This is a genomic window from Streptomyces longhuiensis (genome assembly GCF_020616555.1).
Taxonomy (GTDB): domain Bacteria; phylum Actinomycetota; class Actinomycetes; order Streptomycetales; family Streptomycetaceae; genus Streptomyces; species Streptomyces longhuiensis.
This window is the reverse complement of the sequence record NZ_CP085173.1, coordinates 5932343-5957702: the sequence shown is the minus strand read 5'-3', so window position 1 is coordinate 5957702 and position 25360 is coordinate 5932343. Positions and strand designations below refer to the sequence as shown.

Genomic DNA, 25360 nt, shown 5'->3' with positions numbered 1-25360 from the left:
TGCAACTTTCCCCCTGGTGACGGTAGTTCACCGGCGGGAGACCCAAGCGGCCCCCCTGCAGAGAGATGATGCAGGGGGGACACCGGTTGTGCACTGAAGCGATCGAAATCAGACAGCTTTTGAGTTTTCGGTGATGGTGATCCGGCCCTTGCGGATGGTGGCGAGCCGCGGCGCCCTGCGGGCGATCGACGAGTCGTGGGTGACCATGATGAAGGTCAGCCCGTGCTCCTTCCACATGGTCTCGAGCACGTCCATGATCTCGTCGCGCATGGACTCGTCGAGGTTTCCGGTGGGCTCGTCGGCGAGCAGCACCTTGGGGTTCTTGACGAGGGCGCGGGCGATGGCGACGCGCTGCTGCTGGCCGCCGGACATCTCCGAGGGCAGATGACCGAGCCGCTCGCCGAGGCCGACCGAGTTCAGGGCCTGCGCGGCGCGTTCGCGGCGGTCGGCGGCCTTGAGGCCGAGCGGCACGAGGGCCGTCTCGACGTTCTCCTGGGCGTTCAGTGTCGGGATCAGGTTGAAGCTCTGGAACACGAACCCGATGGACTCGGCGCGGAACTTGGTGAGCCGCGCCTCCGGGAGCTTCGCCAGGTCGACGCCGTCGAGCTCGATGCTGCCCGCGGTCGGCCGGTCGAGCCCGCCGAGCATCTGGAGGAGGGTGGACTTGCCGCCGCCGGTGGGGCCCTGGATGACGAGCCGGTCGCCGTCGCCGATGGTCAGGTCCACCCCGGCGAGCGCGTCGACGGTGTCCTTGCCGCGCCGGTACTGCTTGGTGACGCCTCTCAGCTGATACATGGTGCAACTCCTGCGGTACGTAGAGGTGTTCGGGAGGCCGCGCGGTGCGGCTACTCGACGCGGCGCAGGGCGTCGGCCGGGCGCAGCCGGGAGGCGCGCCAGCCGCCGAAGGCGCCGGCGATCAGGCCTCCGGCGACGGCGAGGCCGACGGCGAGCGTGATGGTGGTGGCGCTGACGGGCGCGCTGAGGGCGATGTCGAGGGTCTTGCCGGCGCTCTGGCGCATGCCCGGGCCGCCCACGGCCATGCCGCCGCCCCTGGCGCCGCCGCCCGCGCCGGAGCCGAGTTCGGCGGTGAGGGTGGGGCTGATCGCGGTGACGGCGTAGGCGCCCGCGAGGCCGACGGCTATGCCGAGGGCGCCGCCGACGAGCCCGTTGACGACGGCCTCGCCGACGACCTGGCGGGTGACGCGGCCGGACTTCCAGCCGAGCGCCTTGAGCGTGCCGAACTCCCGTACGCGGCGGGAGACCGCAGACGAGGTGAGCAGCCCCGCGACGAGGAACGCGGCGACGAGCACCGCGATGGAGAGCCACTTGCCGACGTTCGCCGCGAGGTCGGACGCGGTGGACAGGGAGCCGGAGACGGTGTCGGCGAGGTCCGCCGAAGTGGTCACCGTCGTACCGGAGATGTTCTTCTGGATGGTGGCCTTGACCGCGGAGATCTGCTGCGAGTCGGTCGCCTTCACATAGACCGTGGTGATCTTGTTCTTGGCGCCGGCGAGGGTCTGCGCCTGCTTCAGCGGCACGTACAGGTTGGCGGCCGCGTCACCACTGTCGGGCGTCGCGATGCCGATGAGCTTGTACTTGACACCCTTGATCTTGACGGTGCCGCCGAGGGCGAGCTTCTTCTCCTTGGCGTACGACGTGTCGGCCACGGCGACCCTGGCGTCGGTCTCGGACGTCTTGAACGTACGGCCCTTGGTGACCTTGGAGGAGGTGAGGGGGCCGAGGCCCTGCTTGGTCACGTCGGTGCCGTACACGCTGTAGGAGTTGACGTCGAAGGAGGCACCGCCGCCCTCGACCCGGCCCTGCGGCTGGCCGCCGGAGCCGCCCGGACCGCCCTGGCGGGTGGTGCCGCCGCTCTGGTCCTGCTTGAACTGGCCGCGCTTGAACTCGCCGCTGACCTTCATCACCTGGAGGCTGAGGCCGCCCACCGAGTCGGCGACGCCCTTCTGCCCGGCGACCTTCGTGACGGTCGACGAGGCGAGGGTCTGGAAGCCCTGCACCATGACGCGGTCGCTGCTCTGCTCCTCGCCGTCGTCCTTGGCGCCGAACTCGAACCGCGGCCGCCCGGTCTCACCGCTCTTGGGGGCCTCGGCGGCCTTGGTGACGGTCATGTCGGTACCGAGGCCGTACAGGGACTGGAGGACCTTGTCCTGGGCCTGGTTCATGCCGGAGGACACGGAGTTGACCACGATGACCAGCGCGATGCCGAGCGCGAGCCCGGAGGCGACGACGAGGGCCGCCTTTCTGCGGCGGCGCAGTTCGCGCCTCAGGTAGGTGAAGAACATGCCGTGAAGCTAGGGACGCACCGTGATGATCGGATAAGCCCGGGATAAGAGACCGATGAGAACTCTCCGGAAACGCCCGAAGGCCCGCACCCCGTCGCCGGGGTGCGGGCCTTCTGCGAGGACTGTCGGACGGAGACTGTCGGACGGAGGACCGTCAGACGGCCGAACCGGCCTTCCACTGCGCCCAGTCCAGGTTCCAGCCGTTGAGGCCGTTGTCCGGCTGGATGGTCTTGTCGCCGGTGTTCTTCACGACGACGACGTCACCGACCATGGAGTTGTCGTAGAACCAGGCGCCCGGAGTGCTCGGGTCATTGGCACCCTTGGCGTCGGACAGGCCGACGCAGCCGTGGCTCGTGTTGGCGCCACCGAAGATCGACTTGGCGCCCCAGTAGTTGCCGTGGATGAAGGTGCCGGAGTTCGACAGACGCATCGCGTGCGGCACGTCCTTGATGTCGTACTCGCCCTTGCCGTCGGTGCCCTTGAAGCCGACCGTCGAGCCGTCCATGCGGGTCTCCTTGAACTTCTCGGAGATCACCATCTGGCCCTGGTACGTCTTGTTCTCCGGCGACCCGGCGGAGATCGGGATCGTCTTGACGACCTTGCCGTCCCGCGTGACCGTCATGGTCTTGGTCTCCGCGTCGACGGTCGAGACCTGGTTGCGGCCGACCTTGAAGGTGACCGTCTTCTGCTGCACGCCGTAGACGCCGTTCGCACCCTCGACGCCGTCGAGGTCCAGCTTCAGCGTGACCGTGGAGCCGCCCGTCCAGTAGTCCTGGGGGCGCAGGTCGAGGCGCTGGTTGCCGAACCAGTGGCCGACGACCTCCTGGCCGCTGCTGGAGGAGACGGTGATGCCCTTCTGGACATCGGCCTTGTTCGTGATCGCCTTGTCGAAGTTGATCGAGACCGGCATGCCGACGCCGACGGTGGAGCCGTCCTCGGGCGTGAAGTTGCCGATGAAGCTGTTGGCCTGCGAGACCGTGGTGAACGAGGCGTTCTCGTGGGCCGCGCGGCCGCTGGAGTCCTTGGCCTCGGCGGCGATCTTGTAGACGGTGGCGCGCTGGAGCTGGCTCGCGGGCTTCCAGCTCTTCTTGTCAGCGGATATCTGCCCCTGGACGGCCGCGCCCTCGGCGCTCGTCATCGTCACGTTCGTGAGCGAACCCTTGCTCACGGTGACGGCGGCGGCGTTGTTGATGCCGGCGTTGTCGGAGCCGTCCTTCGGCGTGATCTTGATCAGCGCCTCCGACGTCTTCTTGGCGGCGGCCTCGTCGACCTGGGCTTGCGGCGAATTCTTGCCGCCGCCGTCGGCACCGTTCGCCTGGCTGTCGCTTCCGCTGCACGCAGAGAGCATCAGCACTCCTCCGACCAGGGCGGACGCGGCCATCAGGCCCTTGCGCCGCTTACTGTCCGTCATCACACGCATCCTCCATCGTCGCCAATTCCCCCAACAGCCCCGGAAGGCCCCTGACAGGCCCCGATCCTCGCAAAGCGGAAATCCCCAATGGCCCATGTAACGCCATGACCGGTTCGTCCCGTCCCTTTTCCGTCCCCGATGTGGGGGATGACACGTCGGAACTCCCGTGACCAGGCATGCACCAGTGGTAACGGGACTCTCCTGTTACCCCCTGTGGGACGAGGAAACCCCGGCCGGCGGTTGCCACCCGGGGTCCCGAGTCCGTGCGGTCCGATCCGGCCCCGCATCTCGCGCTAGTCGTCCGCGTCGAGAGCGTCGCCGGAGTCGTCATCATCCACGTCGAGGTCCCAGTCGGGCGAATCAGGATCGTAGTCGACCTGTTCGCTGGACCAGGAGGCTTGCACGAGCTCCGCCCCGGGCACCTCGCTGACCAGGTCGAACGGGTCGACCAGATAGGCGAGTGCCTCGGCCTCGTCCTCGTTGACGGCGGCCTCGGCGTGGGTCCGCTCGTCGGCCGCCATGTCGTCGTCCTCGGCGATGCGCTGCAACGCGGCCCCGGTGATGGCGGCGGAGTCCTCGATCTCCAGGACCAATTCAACGCGGAGCCGAACAAATCGTGATGTCTCAGGGGTGCTCATGCGACGGAGCGTATGCCTCACCCCACCCGCGACTTTCGTGTGACCCGCACCTTTCACTAACATCGCCTCACACGGCCAATTCGCCAGCTCCACAAGGGGGATCGATTCCGTGTCCGTCGCACGACGATCGCTGCTCACCGCCACTGCCGCCGGGACACTCCTGGCTGCTCTGTGGTTCGTTCCGTCCGCCACCGCGACGCCCGAGAAGACAGCGGAGGCAGATCAGCAGCAGACCGCGACAGCGGTGCACGCGCAGTCCGAGGACCAACTGCGCCTGGCCGACACGGGAACGGTCGACACGACGCCGTACGTGATCGGCGGCTCGGCGTTCCTCGGGATCGGCGCGGGCTTCCTGACGTACTCGGCCAGGAAGAGCCGCGAGTCGGCCTTCTGAACGACGAAGGGCGGGCCGCACCCCGAGGGTGCGGCCCGCCCGTGCTTCCCCGTGACCCCTACGGCCTTTCGGATCAGGCGCCGCGAGCCCGGCCTGATCCGAACGAGAGGCCCTAGGCCAGCGGCCCCGTGACGGGCTCCACGGCCGCGACGAGGTGCCCGCCGCGCACGAAGGCGTCGGCGGCCGCGAGATCGGGAGCGAGGAACCGGTCGGGGCCGGGACCCTGAACTCCCGCGGCCCGTACGGCATTGATCACGGCGCGCGAGGCGGGAGCGGGCGTGAGGCCCTCCCGCAGCTCGATGCCGCGCGAGGCCGCGTACAGCTCGACGGCGACGATCCGCGTCAGATTGTCGATCGCGGTACGCAGCTTGCGGGCGGCGGACCAGCCCATCGACACATGGTCCTCCTGCATGGCGGAGGACGGGATGGAGTCCGCGGAGGCGGGCACGGCGAGCCGCTTCATCTCGCTGACCAGGGCGGCCTGCGTGTACTGGGCGATCATCAGGCCGGAGTCGACGCCCGCGTCGTCGGCGAGGAACGGCGGCAGCCCGTGGGACCGGTTCTTGTCGAGCAGGCGGTCGGTGCGCCGCTCGGCGATGGACCCGAGGTCGGCGGCGGCGATGGCGAGGAAGTCGAGCACGTAGGCCACGGGCGCGCCATGGAAGTTGCCGTTCGACTCCACACGCCCGTCCGGCAGCACGACGGGGTGTCCACGGCGGACGCCAGCTCGCGCTCGGCGACGAGCCGCGCGTGGGCCATGGTGTCCCGCCCGGCCCCGGCGACCTGCGGGGCGCAGCGCACGGAGTACGCGTCCTGCACGCGCGGCGCGTCGTCCTGGTGGTGCCCGGTGAGCTCCGAACCCTTCAGCACGGCCAGCATGTTGGCGGCGCTGGCGCCCTGGCCGGGGTGCGGCCGGATGGCGTGCAGCTCGGGCGCGAGGACCTTCTCGGTGCCGAGCAGCGCCTCGAGCGACAGGGCGGCGGTGATGTCGGCGGACTTGTACAGGTTCTCGAGGTCGGCGAGCGCCATGACGAGCATGCCCAGCATGCCGTCGGTGCCGTTCAGAAGGGCGAGACCCTCCTTCTCGCGCAGCTCGACGGGCGCGATGCCGTGGGCGGCGAGCAGCTCGCCGGCGGGGGCGACGACACCGTCGGGCCCCTCGGCGTCGCCTTCGCCCATCAGCGTCAGGGCGCAGTGGCTGAGCGGCGCGAGGTCGCCGGAGCACCCGAGGGACCCGTACTCGTGCACGACGGGCGTGATCCCGGCGTTGAGCACGTCGGCCATGGTCTGCGCGACCTCGGGCCGCACACCGGTGTGCCCGGAGCAGACGGTTTTCAGCCGCAGGAACATGAGCGCGCGCACGACTTCCCGCTCGACGCGCGGGCCCATTCCCGCCGCATGCGAGCGGACGATGTTCCGCTGCAGCTGAGCCCGCAGCTCCTGGCTGATGTGCCGGGTGGCGAGCGCGCCGAACCCGGTGGAGACCCCGTACACGGGCTCGGGCTTCGCGGCCAGCGCGTCCACGACCGCGCGGGCCGAGGCAAGTGCGGCCACCGCCTCTTCGGAGAGCTCGATCCGGGCATTCGTCCGCGCCACGGCGACGACATCCGCCGCGCTGACGCCGGACGTCCCCACCACCACAGTGTGCATATCCATATTCAGGAGCGTACGAGGTGAAGAGCCTAATGTCACGACCGAGTTCGGGATGAGCCCCTTACGCCCCCACGTCCCGCCCCCGGAGCCGGCGCCGCTCACTGTCGCCGACGGCGGGCGGAGGCGAGTCGGCAAGGCGCACGACGGGATCGTCGGGCCCGTCCCTCCCGGCGACGACGGGTTTCACGGCCCGCAGCGCCTTGGCCCGGTACTGGGCGGCATCGGCAAGCCGGAAGAGCCGCCGCGCACTGAGCACCTCACCGATCGGGTCACCGGTGGAGGCGATCCCGCAGGCGACCCCGTCCCCGAGCTCCAACTCGGAGGCACGCAAGCACAGTTCCTCGCCCGCCCGCACCACGTCATCGGCTTCGGGCCCCACCGCCACCAGACAGAACTCGTCACCCCCCAGCCGCGCGGCCAGCGCCCCCGGCAACATCGCGCCGCACAGCGAGAGAACGGACCCGAACCGCTCCAGCAACCGGTCGCCGACCGCGTGCCCCAACGAGTCGTTGACGCGCTTGAGCCCGTTCAGATCACAGACGACAAGAGAGACGACATCGCCCCCGCCGCGATGCCGCTCGATGGCCTCGTCGAGGCGCATATCGACGGCACGCCGGTTCGCGAGCCCGGTCAGGGCATCGGTGAAGGCGAGCCGCCGCGCCTCCTCGAGCCGCTCGGTCTGCGCTATGCCCGCGGCGGCGACAGAGGCGAGCACGGTGGCGAAGGCGGCATCCTGCGCACCGAACACCTCGGTGCCCTCGGGCCGGGCGACGTACAACTCGCCCCAGGCGCGCCCATGGAGCACGATCGGCGCGACGACACAGCAACCGCGCCCGCGCCGGCGCAGGGCGGCGACGCGCTGATGGCAGTAGCCGCCGCCCTCCACGGTCCCGGCGGCGGTCTCGACCCAGGCGCGCGGAGCACCCCCGCCCACCCACTGCTCGTGCAGGAACTCGGTGATCTCGGGGAACTGGTGAACGGGATAGGCCTCGTCCTCGGGGAACTCGACCTCACCCTCGGCGCGCTCCCCCACGTTCACCAGGACGCGCAGCCGCCCGCGCTCGCGCTCCCACACGGACAGCGCCGCGAAGGTGCCGGACAGGGCGCGACAGGCGCCGAGGGCGGCGGCCCGCCAGGACTCACGCGGAGACTGCGCCGCGGCCATCCCCTGCGCCATCGCGACCACGGCCCGCAACCGGACTTCCTCTCCCATAAGCCAAGATTAGGAAAGAAATGCCTAACTCGATACATTCAGGACCCATACGAGGCCAGGAATAATCATTCACCGGGCCACTGGGGCGCGCGCTTCTCATTGAAGGCGGCGACACCCTCGGCCCGGTCGCCGGAGAAGGCGACGGACCGCCAGGCGGCGTCCTCGACCTCGAGCCCGGCGCGCAGATCCAGCCCGTAGCCCACCCTCAGAGCGCGCTTGGCGGCCCGGAGCCCCACCGGCGAATTGGCGGCGATGCGCCCCGCCAGCTCGAGCGCCGCCTCACGATCGTCACCCACCCCCACCACCTGGTCGACAAGCCCCATCTCCAGGGCCTCCCGGGCCTCGACGCGCCGCGCGGAGAAGATCAGCTCAGCGGCCCTCGCCGCCCCCACACGCCGGGGCAGCAGCTGCGTACCGCCGCCACCGGGAATGACCCCCACAGACACCTCGGGCAGCCCCACGACGGCGGTCTCGTCGGCCACGATGAGATCGCAGGCGAGAGCGAGCTCGAACCCGCCACCGAGGGCGAACCCGTGCACAGCGGCGATGACCGGCATAGGAAGCTCGAGCACGCCCCCGTAGGCCCCCCGAGTCACAGGCCGCTGCCGAAGAAGCTCGGCATCGGAAAAGGAGTTCCGCTCCTTCAGATCGGCCCCGACACAAAAAGCGCGAGAGGCGGAAGAGGAAAGAACAACAACCCTCGCGCCGGCATCGCCCGCGAGAGAGGCACAAGCCTCCCCGACACTCACGGCCATGGCACTGGACACGGCATTCATGGCCTTGGGCCGATCGAGAACGAGCTCGGCGACAAAGCCGTGCCGCCGCACCTCGACGAACTCTCCGAACCGCTCGCTCACAGACCCTCCCGGTTAACGACAGTTAACAACGGCAGAATCCTAGAGCGGCCGCCGGGTCAGAAGCCAGGGCTCGATGACACCGAGACCACGCACGGGCCGCTGCCACATGGGCTGAAGGGCGAAGCGGTACGAGGGCGCGTCCTCGCCCTCCTTCTCGGCGAGAGCGGCGGCCTCGGCCTCGGACGCGGGCGCCTCACCGGCCCGCTGCAGCTCCTCGGCGAACGCGCCGTCGACGAGCACGGCATCCCGAGGAGCTATCGAGGTGAGCCGGCTGGCCAGATTCACGGTCGTCCCGAAGACATCGCCCATCCGGGTCGTGACGGTCCCGAAGGCCATCCCCACCCGCACCTCGGGCATGGTCTCGTCATTGGCCATGGTCTCGATGAGCCGCAGAGCGATCTCGGCCGCGACCCCCGAGTCATCGGCGGCGTACAGGACCTCGTCGCCCAGGGTCTTGATCAACCGCCCGCCGTTGGCGGCCACAAGATCGGCAGCGGTGGTCTCGAACGCCTCGACGAGCTCCCCGAGCTCCTCTTCCTCCATACGCCGGGTGAGCCGCGTGAACCCGACCAGGTCGGCGAACCCGACGGCAAGCCGCCGGTCCACCATCTCCTCGTCGTCGGCGGCCTGCACCACACGCCCGGTGGCCGCAGCCAGCTGCCGCCGCCACACATAGACCAGAAACTCCTCCAGCTCGGGCAGGAGCAGCTCCATCAGGGGGTACGTGACTTCGGTGCGGGTCATCCCGGGCTCGGGAGGCTCGGTGAGCCCTTCCAAGAAGGAATCGATCTGCCACTCGGCGAGCCGGGCGGTGGTCTGGCCCGTGGACCGGGCGACCTGCACGGCCATGGCCTCGCTGAGCAGCCCGGCCTCGACGAGACCGGCAAGACGCCGCAGGGCGAGCACATCGGCCTCGGTCAGCGCCTTGGCCTGCCCGATGTCGGCAAACCCCATGGCCCGCCAGAACCGGGAGGCGAGCTCCATGGAAACACCGGCGCTGCGCGCGGCCTGGAAAGGCGTGTACCGCCGCTCCGCGCCAAGAATGAGCCCTTCGAGACGGAGGGCAAGCGGGTCCTCACCGCCGGCACCTTCCTCGACAGACCCGATGTCGGTTGGGTTGCCCGCGCCGGAGCCCGAGTCGTCGACGGTCACGCCTGCTGCCCTTCCGATCTGCCACGGTCATGTATCGACCGGCCTCAACTTTACGGCAGGTGTGCCGCAGCTCACTCCCCCAGCACACACGAGTCCCGAGCCCCCGGCCAAGTGCAGACCAAAACGAAAGTCCCACCGCCGACCAGCCACGCACAAAACCCGGGACCCCACCGAACGGTCGGCCGCGTACGCGACGCGCCCCGAGGGCCGGGAGCCCGACCGAGCGGACAGCCGCGTACGAGACGGGAGGGGACGTGGGGGCATGTGCGCGCGGAGCCACCAGCACCACGTACGGGCGATCGACTGCCCAACGTTCACCCGTGGAACAGCGAGCACGTACATGCTTCCGCGGCCCCGCACCCAAAAGACAACCGGCCGCAACGACGGCGCACCGAAACGACACCCCGGCGCGACGAACGACGGCGCGCCCGAGGACGAACCCCGGCGCCGCCCCGGCCCGTACCGGAACCCGGTCAGCCCCCGCCCGCACCGGAACCCTGTCAGTCCCCCGCCCGCAGGTGGACGATGTCCCCCGCCCCCACAGGCTGCTGCACACCGTCCTCGGAGGCGATGACAAGCCGCCCGTCCCCGTCCACGGCGACCGCCTCCCCCACAAGCTCAAGCCCTCCAGGAAGCTCGGCCCGCACACTCCGCCCGAGCGTCGCGCACCCCGCCGCGTAGGTCTCCTGAAGCCGCGACACCGCAGGATCCCCACCCGCGGCCCGCCACTCGACGAACCGCTCCTCCAGCGACCGGAGCACGGCCCGCAGCAGCGGATCCCGGTCGGTGGAAGCGGCCCCGGCCAGGGCGAGCGACCCGGCCAACGGCACGGGCAGCTCGTCGGCGCGCAGCGAGACGTTGAGCCCGATCCCGACGACCACCCCGTCCCCGGCGCGCTCGGCGAGGATGCCCCCGGCCTTGCGCTCCTCGCCGTCCACATTCACCAGCAGGTCGTTGGGCCACTTGAGGGCGGTGTCGACCCCGGCGGCCCGCGCGAGCCCCGTGGCGACGGCCACCCCGGTGAGCAGGGGCAGCCACCCCCACCGCTCCACGGGCACTTCGGCGCCGGGCTTGAGGAAGACCGAGAAGAAGAGCCCGGACCGCGCAGGAGCGGTCCACTGCCGGTCGAGCCGCCCGCGCCCGGCGCTCTGCGACTCGGCGACCAGGACGGCCCCTTCCTCGGCCTTGCCGCTCAAGGCGAGGGCGACGAGATCGGAGTTGGTGGACCCGGTGGCGGGAACAACGTCGACGGAGGACCAGAGCCCTCCGCGCACGAGGGCGCGCCGCAGGGCGGCGGCGTTCAACGGCGGCCGGTCCAGGTCCGACCACTGCTGACCGTCGTTCGCGTCGGAAGGATCGTCTGAAGCATTTCGGGGCGTCATGCAACCCACCCTAGGTGTGGTAAACGCCGCACTGCCGAACGGTATCCACGCCACTACGCTACGAGCCAGTAGCAACGGGGCCGGGCCTCCACCAGCCCCGGACCCGCCACACCGCACCGCCACACCGCACCGCCACACCGCACCGCCACTCCGCCGCACCCGCACCGCCGCGTCACATCGCCCCGTCCCGTCCTCACGTCCCCATTGAGCAGCCAGGGAGCCGCATCCCGATGTCCGTTCCGGAAGAGCCCAACGTGTCCAGCGCCATCGACATCCACACGACCGCGGGAAAGCTCGCGGACCTGCAGCGCCGGATCGACGAGGCCACCCACGCCGGCTCCGCACGCGCGGTGGAGAAGCAGCACGCGAAGGGCAAACTGACGGCCCGTGAGCGCATCGAACTGCTCCTGGACGACAGCTCGTTCGTGGAACTCGACGAATTCGCCCGCCACCGCTCCACCGCCTTCGGCCTGCAGGACAACAAGCCCTACGGCGACGGCGTGGTCACCGGCTACGGCACCGTCGAAGGACGCCCGGTAGCCGTCTTCTCCCAGGACTTCACCGTCTTCGGCGGAGCCCTCGGCGAGGTCTACGGCCAGAAGATCATCAAGGTGATGGACTTCGCCCTCAAAACGGGCTGCCCCGTCATCGGCATCAACGACTCCGGCGGCGCCCGCATCCAGGAAGGCGTCATGGCGCTCGGCATGTACGGCGAGATCTTCCGCCGCAACACCCACGCCTCCGGCGTCATCCCCCAGATCAGCCTCGTGGTCGGCCCCTGCGCGGGCGGCGCGGTCTACTCCCCCGCCATCACCGACTTCACGATCATGGTCGACCAGACCTCCCACATGTTCATCACCGGCCCCGACGTCATCAAGACCGTCACCGGCGAGGACGTCGGCTTCGAAGAACTCGGCGGCGCCCGCACCCACAACACCAACTCCGGCGTCGCGCACCACATGGCCGGCGACGAAAAAGACGCCATCGAATACGTCAAAACCCTCCTGTCCTACCTCCCCTCGAACAACCTGTCCGAGCCCCCGGCGTTCCCCGAGGAAGCGGACCTGGCCCGCACCGCGGACGACGACGAGCTCGACACCCTCGTCCCGGACAGCGCGAACCAGCCCTACGACATGCACACCGTGATCGAGCACGTCCTGGACGACGCCGAGTTCTTCGAGACACAGCCGCTGTTCGCGCCGAACATCCTCACCGGCTTCGGCCGCGTCGAGGGCCGCCCGGTCGGCATCGTCGCCAACCAGCCCATGCAGTTCGCCGGCTGCCTCGACATCGACGCCTCCGAGAAGGCCGCCCGCTTCGTACGGACCTGCGACGCCTTCAACGTCCCCGTCCTGACCTTCGTCGACGTCCCCGGCTTCCTGCCGGGCGTCGACCAGGAACACACCGGCATCATCCGCCGCGGCGCCAAGCTCATCTACGCCTACGCCGAAGCCACCGTCCCCCTGATCACGGTCATCACCCGCAAGGCGTTCGGCGGCGCCTACGACGTCATGGGCTCCAAGCACCTGGGCGCCGACCTCAACCTGGCCTGGCCCACCTCCCAGATCGCCGTCATGGGCGCCCAGGGAGCGGTCAACATCCTGCACCGCCGCACCATCGCCGCCGCCCCCGACACCGAACGGGAAGCCACCCGCACCCGCCTCATCCAGGAATACGAGGACACCCTCCTCAACCCCTACACCGCGGCCGAACGCGGCTACATCGACGCCGTCATCATGCCCTCCGACACCCGCGCCCACATCGTCCGCGGCCTGCGCCAACTCCGCACCAAGCGCGAAACCCTCCCGCCCAAGAAGCACGGCAACATCCCGCTCTAGAAACCGTTGCAGAGCCCACCGGAGCCGTCATGATGATCAAGGTCGTACGGGGCAACCCGACCCCCGAGGAGCTGGCCGCCGCACTGGCGGTGGTCCAGGCCCGCGCCGCGGCGGTGGCCACCACCCCGCCCGGCGCGGCACACACCCGCGACGCATGGGCCGACCCGGCAAGGGTGGCGCAGGCGCGCCGCCCGGTCCCGGGGCCCACGAGCTGGGCGCGCACGTACTGGCCTGCCTAGTCCGCACGTGGGGGTGCGCCTGAGTACGCGTACTCAGGCGCACCGCGTACCGGGGCAGCAGTATCGGATCCATGCTGTGGTCAGACCCCGAGAACGAGCCCCCCGAGGAGCTGCGCGAAACCCAGGCGATGCTCCGCCGAGCGGGCTTCGTGCTCGCGGTGGCGATGGTGATAGCCATGCTGGTTCTGGGAATCGTCTGAACCACACCGCACCCTCCCCCCGTCGCCCGACGAGGCACCCCCAGCGGCCCACATGTGGAACCCTGACCGCATGAGTGATCCCCACGTGAGCACCCCGCGCCGCCGCCTCGTCCTCGCCTCCCAGTCCCCGGCCAGGCTGGCCCTGTTGCGCCAGGCGGGCCTCGCCCCCGAGGTGCTGGTCAGCGGGGTCGACGAGGACGCCGTGTCCGCCCCCACCCCGGCCGAACTGGCCCTGGCGCTGGCGGAGGCGAAGGCGTCCGTGGTCGCGGCGAAGCCGGAGGTGCACGGCGCGCTGGTGATCGGCTGCGACTCGGTCCTGGACATCGACGGCCAGGCGCTCGGCAAGCCGGCGGACGCCGAGGAGGCCACGGCGCGCTGGAAGTCGATGCGGGGCCGCGCGGGCACCCTGCAGACGGGCCACTGCGTGTACGACACGGCGGCGAACCGCTACGCGTCGGCGACGGCGTCGACGGTGGTCCGGTTCGGCGAGCCGAGCGACGCGGAGATCGCCGCGTACGTGGCGTCGGGCGAACCGCTCCACGTGGCGGGCGCGTTCACGCTGGACGGCCGCTCGGCACCGTTCATCGACGGCATCGACGGCGACCACGGGAACGTGATCGGCCTGTCGATGCCGTTGCTGCGCCGCCTGCTGGCCCAACTGGGCGTGAACATCACGGACTTGTGGGCGGACTGAACGCGGCTCGCCGCCCCACCCGGGCCGATCAGACGGGCTGCGGCGCCCCGCCGCCCTCGGCCGGTCCGGCAGGGGCGTCACCCGCACCCGCTCCGTCCGTCTGCTCCTTCCGGTCGTAGGCGACCAGCGTGAGCACGATGAGCCCGAGCACGACCATCATGAAGACGAACGCGAGCCAGCCGACCAGGCCGATGCTGAACGCCCCGAGCAGCCCGTGCACGACGGCCGCGCTGATCAGCAGGATGCGGCCGAAGCCGGCCGGCCCGCGGTCGCGCACGGCCACGCGTACGAGGACGATCGCGCACAGTACGAGATAGAGCCCGAAGAGCGCGCCGGCTATCCAGGCGGAGACGGACATGGCGCGGGGGTCGAGCCCGGCCAGGGACATTTCCTGGTGGTCGACGACCAGCCCCAGGAACCAGTTGAGCAGGGCGATACCGATCGCCTCCGCGAAGAGCACGATCGCGGCCACCCACGCCACCGGTCTGCGTGCCACCGGAACCCCACCCACTTTCGACTGCTGTTACCCCTAGTACGTTCGAGACAACGCGAACGCTACTAACGGGTAAACCTCGGGACAAGGGGTCTGCCCAAGGCAAAGAATCATTGGGCCATTCGTAGGGACTCCACAAAGAATCCCGGAGTGCCGCAGCACCGTCGCACAGAGACCTAGCCCACGTCGGCGGGCTAGGGTTCGAAGAGGGAAGGCTGCGTACCCGGGCGCAACAAGGGGATTCACCACTTGAGCGCGCCTCGAATAGCGCTCCGTGTGGGCAAGCTCACTCATGGGGACGGGTCGTAAGCCCGTGTCGGCAGTCCCTAAACTCGGCTTGTTTCAAGGAGGGAGCCATCGTGCGCAAGGTGCTCATCGCCAACCGTGGCGAAATCGCTGTCCGCGTGGCCCGGGCGTGCCGGGATGCCGGTATCGCGAGCGTTGCCGTTTACGCGGAACCGGACCGGGACGCTTCGCATGTCCGGGCGGCGGACGAGGCGTTCGCGTTGGGCGGTGACACCCCGGCCACCAGCTATCTCGACATGGCGAAGGTGCTGCAGGCCGCCAAGGACTCGGGCGCGGACGCCATCCACCCCGGCTACGGATTCCTGTCGGAGAACGCGGAGTTCGCCCAGGCCGTCCTGGACGCCGGACTGATCTGGATCGGCCCGCCCCCGCAGGCCATCCGCGACCTGGGCGACAAGGTCGCCGCCCGCCACATCGCCCAGCGCGCCGGCGCCCCGCTGGTCGCCGGCACCCCGGACCCCGTATCGGGCTCCGACGAGGTCGTCGCGTTCGCCCGCGAACACGGCCTGCCCATCGCCATCAAGGCCGCCTTCGGCGGCGGCGGCCGCGGCCTCAAGGTCGCCCGCACCCTCGAAGAGGTCCCCGAGCTCTACGACTCCGCCGTACGCGAAGCCGTCGCAGCGTTCGGCCGCGGCGAATGCTTCGTCGAGCGCTACCTCGACAAGCCCCGCCACGTGGAGACCCAGTGCCTGGCCGACACCCACGGCAACGTGGTCGTCGTCTCCACCCGCGACTGCTCCCTGCAGCGCCGCCACCAAAAACTCGTGGAAGAGGCACCCGCCCCCTTCCTGACCCCGGCGCAGAACGAGCAGCTCTACACCGCCTCCAAAGCCATCCTCAAGGAAGCCGGCTACGTCGGCGCCGGCACCGTCGAGTTCCTCGTCGGCCTCGACGGCACCATCTCCTTCCTCGAGGTCAACACCCGCCTCCAGGTCGAACACCCCGTCACCGAAGAAGTCGCCGGCATCGACCTCGTGCGCGAGATGTTCCGCATCGCCGACGGCGAGGAACTCGGCTACGACGACCCCGCCCTGCGCGGCCACTCCTTCGAGTTCCGCATCAACGGCGAGGACCCCGGCCGCGGCTTCCTGCCCGCCCCCGGCACCGTCACCCGCTTCGCCCCGCCCACCGGCCCCGGCGTGCGCCTGGACGCCGGCGTCGAGACCGGCAGCGTCATCGGCCCCGCCTGGGACTCCCTGCTCGCCAAACTGATCGTCACCGGCGCCACCCGCGAACAGGCCCTGCAGCGCGCCGCCCGCGCCCTGGCCGAGTTCGAGGTCGAAGGCATGGCCACCGCCATCCCCTTCCACCGCGCCGTCGTCACCGACCCGGCCTTCACCAGCGACCCGTTCACCATCCACACCCGCTGGATCGAGACCGAGTTCGTCAACGAGATCAAACCGTTCGCGGCCACCCCCGACACCGACACCGACGAGGAAGCCGGCCGCGAGACCGTCGTCGTCGAGGTCGGCGGCAAACGCCTCGAGGTGTCCCTGCCCGTCTCCCTCGGCATGTCCCTGGCCCGCACCGGCCTCGCCGCCGGCGCCAAGCCCAAACGACGCGCCGCGAAGAAGTCCGGACCGGCCGCCTCCGGCGACACCCTCGCCTCCCCCATGCAGGGCACCATCGTCAAGATCGCCGTCGAGGAAGGCCAGGAAGTCAAGGAAGGCGACCTCGTCGTCGTCCTCGAAGCCATGAAGATGGAACAGCCCCTCAACGCCCACCGCACCGGCATCATCAAGGGCCTCAACGCCGAGATCGGCGCCTCCATCACCTCCGGCGCCACCATCTGCGAGATCAAGGACTGACCCTGATCCGCACCCCGAACGCCTGACGCGAACGCCCGGCGGACCACGACACGGTCCACCGGGCGTTCGCGTTGTCTCGGTCCGTGGTCCCGCTGTCGCGCGATCAGGCATCCTGGAGAACGCGCGCACGACCAGGGAGGACCGATGACGACCGGCACGGACCAGACGGACCGGCCCCGCCCGGCCCCTTCCGTACGCCCCATGCGGGCCGACGCACGCCGGAACTACGAGCGGCTGCTCGCGGAGGCGCGTACGGCGTTCGCGGAGCACGGCACGGGCGCGTCCCTGGAGGACGTGGCGCGGCGCGCGGGCGTCGGTATCGGGACGCTCTACCGGCACTTCCCGAACCGGCACGCGCTGATGAGCGCGGTCTTCGAGGACGCGGTGAACGATCTGCTGGCGCGCTCGCGGGCGCTGCTCGCGGACCCGCAGCCATGCTCGGCGCTGGTGGCATGGCTGCGCGACATCATCACTCATGCGGGTGAGTACCGCGGGCTCTCACGGGCCCTCATGTCGGCGTCGCACGACGCCAGTTCGGCCCTGTCGCGGTGCAATATGCCGATGCGCGAGGCGGGCCAGGCCCTGCTGTCCAGGGCGCAGCGGGCGGGTGCCGTGCGCGCGGACGTGTCGATCGGCGATCTGCTTCAGCTGACCAACGCGATCGCGCTGGCCGCGGAGGAGACCCCGGACGACCCGGAGCTGGCGGATCGTTTGCTCCGGCTGACACTGCGAGGCATCACCGCGGGCTAGCGACCGTCCGGCGGCGATCCGCGGCCGTACGGAGAAAGCAGCCCTGCGCGGATACTCAGCCGCCCGCTGAGCGCCGCTCAGCGCCGCCGCAGGTCGGCCACCCTTGCCGCACGCTCAGGGGGTGCCTGGTCGAGGGCGGAAGCGCTGCGCAGCTGCGGGCCGCCCGGGAGCTGGGTGCGGCGCTGGCCCGGCAGAGGTACGTCCCGGCGCGCCTGCCGCGTCGGGACGGGATCTCCCCCCGCCGGCCCGGTTCCGGTCGCCGAGGCTCCGGCGATCGCGATCTGCACCCCCTGGTCGGCGAGTGCCTGGAGTTCGGTGACGGCGCGGTCGTCGTGGGCGGGCGGTTCGTCCGTCACGAGGCGCGTGATCACATCGGTCGGCACCGTCTGGAACATCGTGTCGGTGCCGAGTTTGGAGTGGTCGGCGAGGACGACGACCTCAGCGGCGGCCTGCACCAGCGCGCGGTCGACGGAGGCCGACAGCATGTTGGACGTGGAGAGGCCGCGTTCGGCCGTCAGACCACTGCCGGAGAGGAAGGCGCGCGTGACTCTGAGTCCCTGGAGGGACTGCTCGGCCCCGCTGCCCACGAGTGCGTAGTTGGAACCGCGCAGAGTGCCGCCCGTCATGACGACCTCGACCCTGTTGGCATGGGCCAACGCCTGTGCCACCAGAAGGGAGTTGGTGACGACGGTCAGCCCGGGAACCCGCGCGAGCCGGCGTGCCAGCTCCTGCGTGGTCGTACCCGCCCCCACCACAATGGCTTCGCCTTCTTCGACGAGGCCCGCGGCGAGGTCGGCGATGGCCGTCTTCTCTGCGGTCGCGAGATGTGATTTCTGCGGAAAGCCGGACTCCCGCGTGAATCCGCCCGGCAATACCGCACCGCCATGCCGGCGGTCGAGGAGTCCTTCTGCCTCCAGTGCGCGCACGTCCCGCCGTACGGTCACTTCGGAGGTCTGGACGACGCGGGCGAGCTCCCGGAGCGATACCGCTCCATTGGCTCGCACCATTTCGAGGATCAATTGACGACGTTCTGCAGCGAACACGAAACTGACAGTAACCCCAACGACCGTCTGCTTTCAGCAGTTTGCGCCGAATAACAGAAGTTGTTCGCACGGAACGACCGGAAGTGGTATAGACGCCTATCTCCCGCGCCTATGCCCATCGAATGAGCAGCAACAGGCTGTGACCTGCGGGAAGTTGATCGTGTCCGGCGAAATCGCGGCCGTCAGGCTTCGTCGGCCGTCTTCCGCGTGTGCAGCTGACGCGCCACCTCGGCGATCGAGCCCGAAAGTGACGGGTACACGGTGAACGCGTTCGCGATCTGTTCGACCGTCAGGTTGTTGTCGACCGCGATCGAGATGGGATGGATCAGTTCGCTCGCGCGCGGGGCGACGACCACACCGCCCACCACGATGCCCGTGCCGGGGCGGCAGAAGATCTTGACGAAGCCGTCGCGGATGCCCTGCATCTTGGCGCGCGGGTTGCGCAGCAGCGGCAGCTTCACCCCGCGGGCGTCGATCTTGCCGGCGTCGACATCGGCCTGCGTGTAGCCGACCGTGGCGATCTCGGGGTCGGTGAAGACGTTCGAGGAGACCGTCTTGAGGTTCAGCGGGGCCACCGCGTCGCCGAGGAAGTGGTAGACGGCGATGCGGCCCTGCATGGCGGCCACGGAGGCGAGCGCGAAGACGCCGGTCACGTCACCGGCGGCGTACACGCCCGGAGCGGTGGTCCTGGAGACCTTGTCGGTCCAGATGTGCCCGGAGTCCCTGAGCTTGACCCCGGCCTCCTCGAGGCCCATCCCGCTGCTGTTCGGGATGGCGCCGACGGCCATCAGGCAGTGGGTGCCGGAGATGACGCGGCCGTCGGAGAGGGTGACCTCGACGCGGTCGCCGACGCGCTTGGCGGACTGGGCGCGCGAGCGGGCCATGACGTTCATGCCGCGGCGGCGGAAGACGTCCTCCAGGACGGCGGCGGCGTCCGGGTCCTCACCGGGCAGCACGCGGTCACGGCTGGACACGAGCGTCACCCTCGACCCGAGGGCCTGGTAGGCGCCGGCGAACTCGGCGCCGGTGACACCGGAACCGACCACGATGAGCTCTTCGGGGAGTTCGTCGAGGTCGTAGACCTGGGTCCAGTTGAGGATGCGCTCGCCGTCGGGCTGGGCGTCGGGCACCTCGCGCGGGTGACCGCCGGTGGCGATCAGGACGGCGTCGGCGGTGAGGGTCTCCTCGGTGCCGTCGGCGGTGCGCACGACGACCTTGCGGGAGCCGTCGGCGGCCTGCTGGCCCTCCAGGCGGCCGCGGCCGCGCATCACGCGGGCGCCGGCCCGGGTGACGGACGCCGTGATGTCGTGGGACTGGGCGAGCGCGAGGCGCTTCACACGCCGGTTGACCTTGCCGAGGTCCACACCGACGACCCGCGCGGGGCTGTCGATGTGCGGGGTGTCATCGGCGACGATGATCCCCAGCTCCTCGTACGACGAGTCGAAGGTGGTCATCACCTCGGCCGTCGCGATCAGGGTCTTGGACGGGACGCAGTCGGTGAGCACCGACGCCCCGCCCAGGCCGTCGCAGTCGACGACGGTCACCTCCGCGCCGAGCTGGGCAGCCACGAGGGCCGCCTCATATCCGCCAGGTCCGCCACCGATGATCACGATCCGAGTCACGTACTCCATTGTCCCGCACGCTTCAAGTGCTTTCGCCCCGGGGGCCTCCGTCCGTGCGCGTCCCACGTCGGAGGGGCTCCCGTCGCAGGAGAGACCCCGGCCACACCTGCCGTACCCTCGACCACATGTCGCTCTACGCCGCATACGCCGGCAATCTCGACGCGCGGCTGATGACGCGCCGCGCACCGCACTCGCCGATGCGCGCGACGGGCTGGCTCAGCGGCTGGCGGCTGACGTTCGGGGGCGAGCACATGGGCTGGGAAGGCGCGCTCGCGACCCTCGTCGAGGCGCCCCGCTCGCAGGTCTTCGTCGCGCTCTACGACATCGCGCCGATGGACGAGGACTCCATGGACCGCTGGGAGGGCGTGGGGCTGGACATCTACCGGCGCATGCGCGTGCGCGTGGACACGCTGGAGGGCGAGGAACCCGCCTGGGTGTACGTGCTCAACGGGTACGAGGGCGGCTTCCCCTCCGCCCGCTATCTCGGCGAGCTGGCGGACGCGGCGGAGTCGGCCGGAGCCCCGCACGACTACGTGATGGAACTGCGCAAGCGCCCCTGCTGAGCGGGCTTCGTCGGAAACGACAAGACAACGATCCCATTCCCGTGAGGTCTGTCATCTACGCGCGTAGGACCGAACCGGCTACCCTCGATCGCGTGAACGCATCTGTTACTCCGGACAACATCCAGGGCGCCGCCGGATTCGATCCCCGGGTCGCCGCCGACGCCGCCGCCACGCGCCTGCGCGAGCTCACCGGCGCCGACACCCACGACGTCGCCCTCGTGATGGGCTCCGGCTGGGCACCGGCCGTGGACGCCCTCGGCACCCCCGAGGCCGAGTTCCCCGTCACCGAACTGCCCGGTTTCCCGCCGCCGGCCGTCGAGGGCCACGGCGGAAAGATCCGCTCGTACAAGATCGGTGACAAGCGCACCCTCGTCTTCCTCGGCCGCACGCACTACTACGAGGGCCGCGGTGTCGCGTCCGTCGCGCACGGCGTCCGTACCGCCGTCGCCGCGGGCTGCAAGACCATCGTCCTGACCAACGGCTGCGGCGGCCTGCGCGAGGGCATGCGCCCCGGTCAGCCGGTCCTGATCAGCGACCACCTGAACCTGACGGCGACGTCGCCGATCGTCGGCGCGAACTTCGTCGACCTCACCGACCTGTACTCCCCGCGCCTGCGCGCCCTGTGCAAGGAGATCGACCCCTCCCTCGAGGAGGGCGTCTACGCGCAGTTCCCCGGCCCGCACTACGAGACGCCGGCCGAGATCCGCATGGCCCGCACCATCGGCGCGGACCTCGTCGGCATGTCGACCGTCCTCGAGGCCATCGCGGCCCGCGAGGCGGGCGCCGAGGTGCTCGGCATCTCCCTCGTCACGAACCTGGCGGCGGGCATGACGGGCGAGCCCCTCAACCACGAAGAGGTGCTCCAGGCCGGCCGCGACTCCGCCACCCGCATGGGCGAGCTCCTGGGCAAGGTCCTGGGCCGCATCTGATCCCGTAGAGACACGCGAGAGGCTGGACGAACGTGACCTTGCAGGACACCGAACTGCTCGCCAGGGCCGAGGCCTGGCTGGCCGAGGACCCCGACCCGGAGACCCGCGAGGAGCTGGCGAAGCTCATCGAGAGCGCCGACACCAAGGCGCTCGCCGAGCGCTTCGCCGGCACGCTCCAGTTCGGCACCGCGGGTCTGCGCGGCGAGCTCGGCGCGGGACCCATGCGGATGAACCGCTCCGTGGTCATCCGTGCGGCGGCCGGCCTCGCCGCGTATCTCAAGAGCAAGGGCGAGGCGGGCGGGCTCGTCGTCGTCGGGTACGACGCGCGCCACAAGTCGGCGGACTTCGCGCGGGACACGGCGGCCGTCATGACGGGCGCCGGTCTGCGCGCCGCGGTGCTGCCGCGCCCGCTGCCCACCCCGGTCCTCGCCTTCGCCATACGGCACCTGGGCGCGGTCGCGGGCGTGGAGGTCACGGCCAGCCACAACCCGCCCCGCGACAACGGCTACAAGGTCTACCTCGGCGACGGCTCCCAGATCGTGCCGCCCGCGGACGCCGAGATCGCGGCCGAGATCGCAGCGATCCGCGCCCTCCACGACGTACCCCGCCCGGACTCCGGCTGGGAAACGCTCGACGAGGACGTTCTGGAGGCCTACCTGGCCCGCACGGACGCGGTCCTGGCCCCGGACTCCCCCCGCACGGCGCGCACGGTCTACACGGCGATGCACGGCGTCGGCAAGGACACCCTGCTCGCCGCGTTCGCACGAGCGGGCTTCCCCGAGCCCGTCCTCGTGACCGAGCAGGCGGAGCCGGACCCGGACTTCCCGACGGTGGCGTTCCCGAACCCGGAGGAACCGGGCGCGATGGACCTGTCCTTCGCGGCAGCCCGGATCGCGAACCCCGATCTGATCATCGCGAACGACCCGGACGCGGACCGCTGCGCAGTGGCCGTGAAAGAGAACGAAGACTGGCGAATGCTGCGAGGCGACGAGGTGGGCGCGCTGCTGGCGGCCCACCTGGTGGCGCGCGGAGCAAGGGGCGTTTTCGCGGAGTCGATCGTGTCGTCCTCGCTCCTGGGCCGGATCGCCGAAAAGGCCGGCCTCCCCTACGAGGAGACCCTGACGGGCTTCAAGTGGATCGCCCGGGTGGACGGCCTGCGCTACGGCTACGAGGAGGCGCTCGGCTACTGCGTGGACCCCGAGGGCGTACGGGACAAGGACGGCATCACGGCGGCGCTGCTGGTCACCGAGCTGGCGTCGACGCTCAAGGAACAGGGCCGCACCCTGCTGGACGCGCTGGACGACCTGGCGGTGGCCCACGGCCTGCACGCGACGGACCAGCTGTCGGTACGGGTGGAGGACCTCGCGATCATCACCGAGGCGATGGCCGCGCTCCGCGGGACACCGCCGACCGAACTGGCAGGACTCCGGGTGGCGCAGGCGGAGGACCTCACCCAGGGCACGGCCACGCTCCCGCCGACGGACGGCCTGCGCTACACGCTGGACGGCGAGTACCGAGCCCGGGTCATCGTCCGCCCGAGCGGCACGGAGCCCAAGCTCAAGTGCTACTTGGAGGCGGTGATCCCCGTGGAAGCACACGCGGACCTCGCCTCGGCCCGAGCGGAGGGCACGCGGGTACTGAACGCGATCAAGCGGGACCTGTCGACGGCGGCAGGCATCTAGAACCAAAAAAGGCCGGGGTCGAAACCGACCCCGGCCTTTCGCGTACCTGAGCTCAACCGATCAAGAGCAGAACGGCCATCAGCACCGCTCCCACAACCGCGGGCGCAATGATCTCGTAGGCCCAGCGGATCGACGGCTCGCCCTGCGCGGACGGCTTGTCGGCACGGTCCCGGGCCAGCTCGCGGATCTCGTCCAACGACTGATCTCCGGCGGCCTTGCGCGGCACGAAATCGGCGGCCCCGTTCAGGCTCTTGTCCTTACGCCCACCCGTGCGCCGGTTGGCCTTCTTACGGGCGCGCATGGACACCGGGATGGCCCAGAGCTGGTACTTGTCCCCGCCCTCGGTGAACACCTCGCTGGAGTAGCTGGCGCGCAGATCGGCGACGGAAGCCCAGGGCAGGGTGATCACACGGAACGGATTACGGACGCGCAGCCGGTCCTCATTCGCGTACACCGCGGGCCGGATCGTGAACGCGACGACGAGCGGCACGACGAGAATCAGCACCGCGACGGCCAGCCAGGCGGTGCGAGCGTCGCCGTTGACCAGGGCGTCGAAACCGAGCCAGGCCCCCATCACGAGCAGCAGGACGCCACCTGCGATACCGGCGGGAGAACGGTAGGCCCGCTCCGCCGCCACGGGTTCCGTGACGGAGGGCTGGGAGTCCGGGGTCTTCATACTCCGATGATGCCTGAAGCCGGGAAGAACGTTGATTACGGCCTGAGAACAACCACAGAGGCCCCGTCAGCACCTGGTTCCCCACCGAACGGACAGCCGCGTACAAAACAAGACCCAGCAGACAGGCACCGAGCTCCACCAACCGAACAGCCCCGCACGAGACGAGCCCCGGAAGGCAGGCGGCAAGCCCCACCGCCCGCGAGACGCCGACGAGACGGGAGGGGACGTGGGGGCATGTGCGCGCGCAGCCACCAGCACCACGTACGGGCAATCAGCCAGCCACCGTGCACCCGTAGAACAGCGAGCACGTACATGCCCCCGCGGCCCCGCACCCAAAAGACAACCGGCAGCGCCCCACGCCGAGCCGGCACTGGAAATCACAACGCCCGCACCGCACGCCCGCCCTACGCACCCGCACCAGCCCCGCACGCCCGCCCCACGCACCCGCACCCGCACCCGCACCCGCACGGAACCCCGCACCGGAACCCCGCACAGAGACCCACCACTCACCCCTCCCCCTGTACAGCAGCTACGCGCGTAGATATGCTCCCCTCGTGACCATGCCCACTGCACCCGCACCCGCATTCGCCGACGCGGTCGCCTCGGACCGTTCGCTGCGTCGCTTCCTTCACGGGCTGCCCGGCGTCGACACGGTCGGCCTGGAGGCTCGCGCCGCGTCCCTCGGCACGCGGTCGATCAAGACGACGGCCAAGGCGTACGCCATCGACCTGGCGATCTCGATGATCGACCTGACGACCCTCGAAGGCGCCGACACCGCCGGCAAGGTCCGCGCGCTCGGCGCGAAGGCCGTGCACCCGGACCCCACCGACCGTACGACTCCGCGCACAGCCGCCGTCTGCGTCTACCCGGACATGGTGGCGACGGCCAAGGAGGCCGTGGCCGGAAGCGACGTGAAGGTCGCCTCCGTGGCCACAGCCTTCCCGGCGGGCCGCGCCGCCCTGGAGGTGAAGCTCGGGGACGTCCGCGAGGCGGTCGCCGCCGGAGCCGACGAGATCGACATGGTCATCGACCGCGGAGCGTTCCTCGCGGGCCATTACCTGAAGGTGTACGAGGAGATCGTCGCCGTGAAGGAGGCCTCGGGCGCCGCGCGCCTCAAGGTCATCTTCGAGACGGGCGAGCTGTCGACGTACGACAACATCCGGCGCGCGAGCTGGCTGGGCATGATGGCCGGGGCGGACTTCATCAAGACGTCGACCGGCAAGGTCGGGGTGAACGCCACCCCGGCGAACACCCTGCTCATGCTGGAGGCGGTGCGTGACTTCCGCGCCCAGACGGGCGTACAGGTAGGCGTGAAGCCCGCCGGAGGCATCCGTACGACCAAGGACGCGATCAAGTTCCTCGTGCTGGTCAACGAGACCGCCGGCAGCGACTGGCTGGACAACCACTGGTTCCGCTTCGGCGCTTCGAGCCTGCTCAACGACCTGCTGATGCAGCGCCAGAAGCTGAGCACCGGCCGCTACTCCGGCCCCGACTACGTCACGGTGGACTGACCC

Annotated in this window: 23 protein-coding genes and 1 pseudogene; 11 read left to right on the top strand and 13 right to left on the bottom strand. The window is 70.2% G+C overall.

All coding sequences use genetic code 11. The features are described 5' to 3' along the window. Positions 1 to 108: 108 nt before the first annotated feature. The 4 genes from LGI35_RS27630 to LGI35_RS27615 all read right to left on the bottom strand — a co-directional run bounded on the left by LGI35_RS27630 (position 109) and on the right by LGI35_RS27615 (position 4352). The gene (locus tag LGI35_RS27630) at positions 109 to 795 is read right to left on the bottom strand and encodes an ABC transporter ATP-binding protein (RefSeq protein WP_227296952.1); all 687 of its coding nucleotides are present in this window, start codon (positions 793 to 795) and stop codon (positions 109 to 111) included. Positions 796 to 845: 50 nt separating this feature from the next. Beyond that, positions 846 to 2303, bottom strand: coding sequence for an ABC transporter permease (locus tag LGI35_RS27625; RefSeq protein ID WP_227296951.1), 1458 nt, complete (start codon positions 2301 to 2303; stop codon positions 846 to 848). A 154-nt stretch (positions 2304 to 2457) separates the two neighbouring features. Next, positions 2458 to 3714 (bottom strand): L,D-transpeptidase, encoded by a 1257-nt coding sequence (locus tag LGI35_RS27620; RefSeq protein WP_227296950.1) that lies wholly within the window; start codon positions 3712 to 3714, stop codon positions 2458 to 2460. A gap of 293 nt (positions 3715 to 4007) precedes the next feature. Then, complete coding sequence (locus tag LGI35_RS27615; RefSeq protein WP_199842068.1) at positions 4008 to 4352, bottom strand: hypothetical protein; 345 nt, start codon at positions 4350 to 4352, stop codon at positions 4008 to 4010. Positions 4353 to 4461: 109 nt separating this feature from the next. On the opposite strand from LGI35_RS27615, the gene LGI35_RS27610 reads away from it, so the two are divergent. Next, complete coding sequence (locus LGI35_RS27610) at positions 4462 to 4746, top strand: hypothetical protein (RefSeq protein WP_116513449.1); 285 nt, start codon at positions 4462 to 4464, stop codon at positions 4744 to 4746. Positions 4747 to 4858: 112 nt separating this feature from the next. Here the strand turns inward: LGI35_RS27610 and hutH are convergent. The 5 genes and pseudogenes from hutH to LGI35_RS27585 all read right to left on the bottom strand — a co-directional run bounded on the left by hutH (position 4859) and on the right by LGI35_RS27585 (position 11003). After that, positions 4859 to 6396, bottom strand: a pseudogene (gene hutH / locus LGI35_RS27605) (histidine ammonia-lyase). A gap of 64 nt (positions 6397 to 6460) precedes the next feature. Further along, on the bottom strand, positions 6461 to 7612 hold the full coding sequence (locus tag LGI35_RS27600; protein WP_227296949.1) for a GGDEF domain-containing protein: 1152 nt from the start codon (positions 7610 to 7612) through the stop codon (positions 6461 to 6463). Positions 7613 to 7677: 65 nt separating this feature from the next. After that, a complete protein-coding gene (locus LGI35_RS27595) occupies positions 7678 to 8469 on the bottom strand; it encodes an enoyl-CoA hydratase/isomerase family protein (protein ID WP_227296948.1) in 792 nt (263 codons plus the stop codon). 39 nt (positions 8470 to 8508) lie between these two features. Further along, positions 8509 to 9621, bottom strand: a complete 1113-nt coding sequence (locus LGI35_RS27590) for an adenylate/guanylate cyclase domain-containing protein (protein ID WP_116510635.1) — start codon at positions 9619 to 9621, stop codon at positions 8509 to 8511. A gap of 500 nt (positions 9622 to 10121) precedes the next feature. Beyond that, a complete protein-coding gene (locus LGI35_RS27585; RefSeq protein ID WP_227296947.1) occupies positions 10122 to 11003 on the bottom strand; it encodes a biotin--[acetyl-CoA-carboxylase] ligase in 882 nt (293 codons plus the stop codon). A gap of 230 nt (positions 11004 to 11233) precedes the next feature. Between LGI35_RS27585 and LGI35_RS27580 the strand changes: the two genes are divergently transcribed. The 4 genes from LGI35_RS27580 to LGI35_RS27570 all read left to right on the top strand — a co-directional run bounded on the left by LGI35_RS27580 (position 11234) and on the right by LGI35_RS27570 (position 13974). Then, on the top strand, positions 11234 to 12841 hold the full coding sequence (locus tag LGI35_RS27580; RefSeq protein ID WP_227296946.1) for an acyl-CoA carboxylase subunit beta: 1608 nt from the start codon (positions 11234 to 11236) through the stop codon (positions 12839 to 12841). Positions 12842 to 12870: 29 nt separating this feature from the next. Further along, positions 12871 to 13080, top strand: coding sequence for an acyl-CoA carboxylase epsilon subunit (locus tag LGI35_RS27575; RefSeq protein ID WP_227296945.1), 210 nt, complete (start codon positions 12871 to 12873; stop codon positions 13078 to 13080). Positions 13081 to 13151: 71 nt separating this feature from the next. Further along, the gene (mmpB, locus tag LGI35_RS46180; protein WP_264484688.1) at positions 13152 to 13280 is read left to right on the top strand and encodes a morphogenic membrane protein MmpB; all 129 of its coding nucleotides are present in this window, start codon (positions 13152 to 13154) and stop codon (positions 13278 to 13280) included. A 70-nt stretch (positions 13281 to 13350) separates the two neighbouring features. Then, positions 13351 to 13974 (top strand): Maf family protein, encoded by a 624-nt coding sequence (locus LGI35_RS27570; protein ID WP_227296944.1) that lies wholly within the window; start codon positions 13351 to 13353, stop codon positions 13972 to 13974. Positions 13975 to 14002: 28 nt separating this feature from the next. Here the strand turns inward: LGI35_RS27570 and LGI35_RS27565 are convergent, their stop codons facing one another. After that, positions 14003 to 14470: a hypothetical protein gene (locus tag LGI35_RS27565; RefSeq protein ID WP_227296943.1), complete on the bottom strand. Its 468-nt coding sequence runs from the start codon at positions 14468 to 14470 to the stop codon at positions 14003 to 14005. Between the two features lie 356 nt (positions 14471 to 14826). On the opposite strand from LGI35_RS27565, the gene LGI35_RS27560 reads away from it, so the two are divergent. Together LGI35_RS27560 and LGI35_RS27555 are read left to right on the top strand one after the other, a co-directional pair. Continuing rightward, the gene (locus LGI35_RS27560) at positions 14827 to 16581 is read left to right on the top strand and encodes an acetyl/propionyl/methylcrotonyl-CoA carboxylase subunit alpha (RefSeq protein WP_227296942.1); all 1755 of its coding nucleotides are present in this window, start codon (positions 14827 to 14829) and stop codon (positions 16579 to 16581) included. Positions 16582 to 16782: 201 nt separating this feature from the next. After that, positions 16783 to 17331, top strand: coding sequence for a TetR/AcrR family transcriptional regulator (locus tag LGI35_RS27555; protein ID WP_451024791.1), 549 nt, complete (start codon positions 16783 to 16785; stop codon positions 17329 to 17331). Positions 17332 to 17408: 77 nt separating this feature from the next. On the opposite strand, the gene LGI35_RS27550 is transcribed toward LGI35_RS27555, so the two are convergent. Beyond that, complete coding sequence (locus tag LGI35_RS27550) at positions 17409 to 18374, bottom strand: DeoR/GlpR family DNA-binding transcription regulator (RefSeq protein WP_227296940.1); 966 nt, start codon at positions 18372 to 18374, stop codon at positions 17409 to 17411. Positions 18375 to 18556: 182 nt separating this feature from the next. Further along, on the bottom strand, positions 18557 to 20005 hold the full coding sequence (locus tag LGI35_RS27545) for an NAD(P)H-quinone dehydrogenase (protein WP_227296939.1): 1449 nt from the start codon (positions 20003 to 20005) through the stop codon (positions 18557 to 18559). 116 nt (positions 20006 to 20121) lie between these two features. Here LGI35_RS27545 and LGI35_RS27540 point away from each other — a divergent pair, with 116 nt between their 5' ends. From LGI35_RS27540 to LGI35_RS27530, 3 genes are all read left to right on the top strand, one after another. Beyond that, complete coding sequence (locus LGI35_RS27540) at positions 20122 to 20559, top strand: gamma-glutamylcyclotransferase family protein (RefSeq protein WP_116510652.1); 438 nt, start codon at positions 20122 to 20124, stop codon at positions 20557 to 20559. 92 nt (positions 20560 to 20651) lie between these two features. After that, positions 20652 to 21488: a purine-nucleoside phosphorylase gene (locus tag LGI35_RS27535; RefSeq protein ID WP_116510654.1), complete on the top strand. Its 837-nt coding sequence runs from the start codon at positions 20652 to 20654 to the stop codon at positions 21486 to 21488. 38 nt (positions 21489 to 21526) lie between these two features. Next, a complete protein-coding gene (locus LGI35_RS27530) occupies positions 21527 to 23170 on the top strand; it encodes a phospho-sugar mutase (protein WP_227300539.1) in 1644 nt (547 codons plus the stop codon). A gap of 52 nt (positions 23171 to 23222) precedes the next feature. Here LGI35_RS27530 and LGI35_RS27525 read toward each other — a convergent pair whose 3' ends face one another. Beyond that, positions 23223 to 23846 carry a PH domain-containing protein gene (locus tag LGI35_RS27525; RefSeq protein ID WP_227296938.1) on the bottom strand — a complete coding sequence of 208 codons (624 nt, stop codon included), beginning with the start codon at positions 23844 to 23846 and terminating at the stop codon, positions 23223 to 23225. Between the two features lie 560 nt (positions 23847 to 24406). Here LGI35_RS27525 and deoC point away from each other — a divergent pair. Further along, on the top strand, positions 24407 to 25357 hold the full coding sequence (gene deoC, locus LGI35_RS27520) for a deoxyribose-phosphate aldolase (protein ID WP_116513451.1): 951 nt from the start codon (positions 24407 to 24409) through the stop codon (positions 25355 to 25357). The last annotated feature ends 3 nt before the right edge of the window (positions 25358 to 25360 follow it).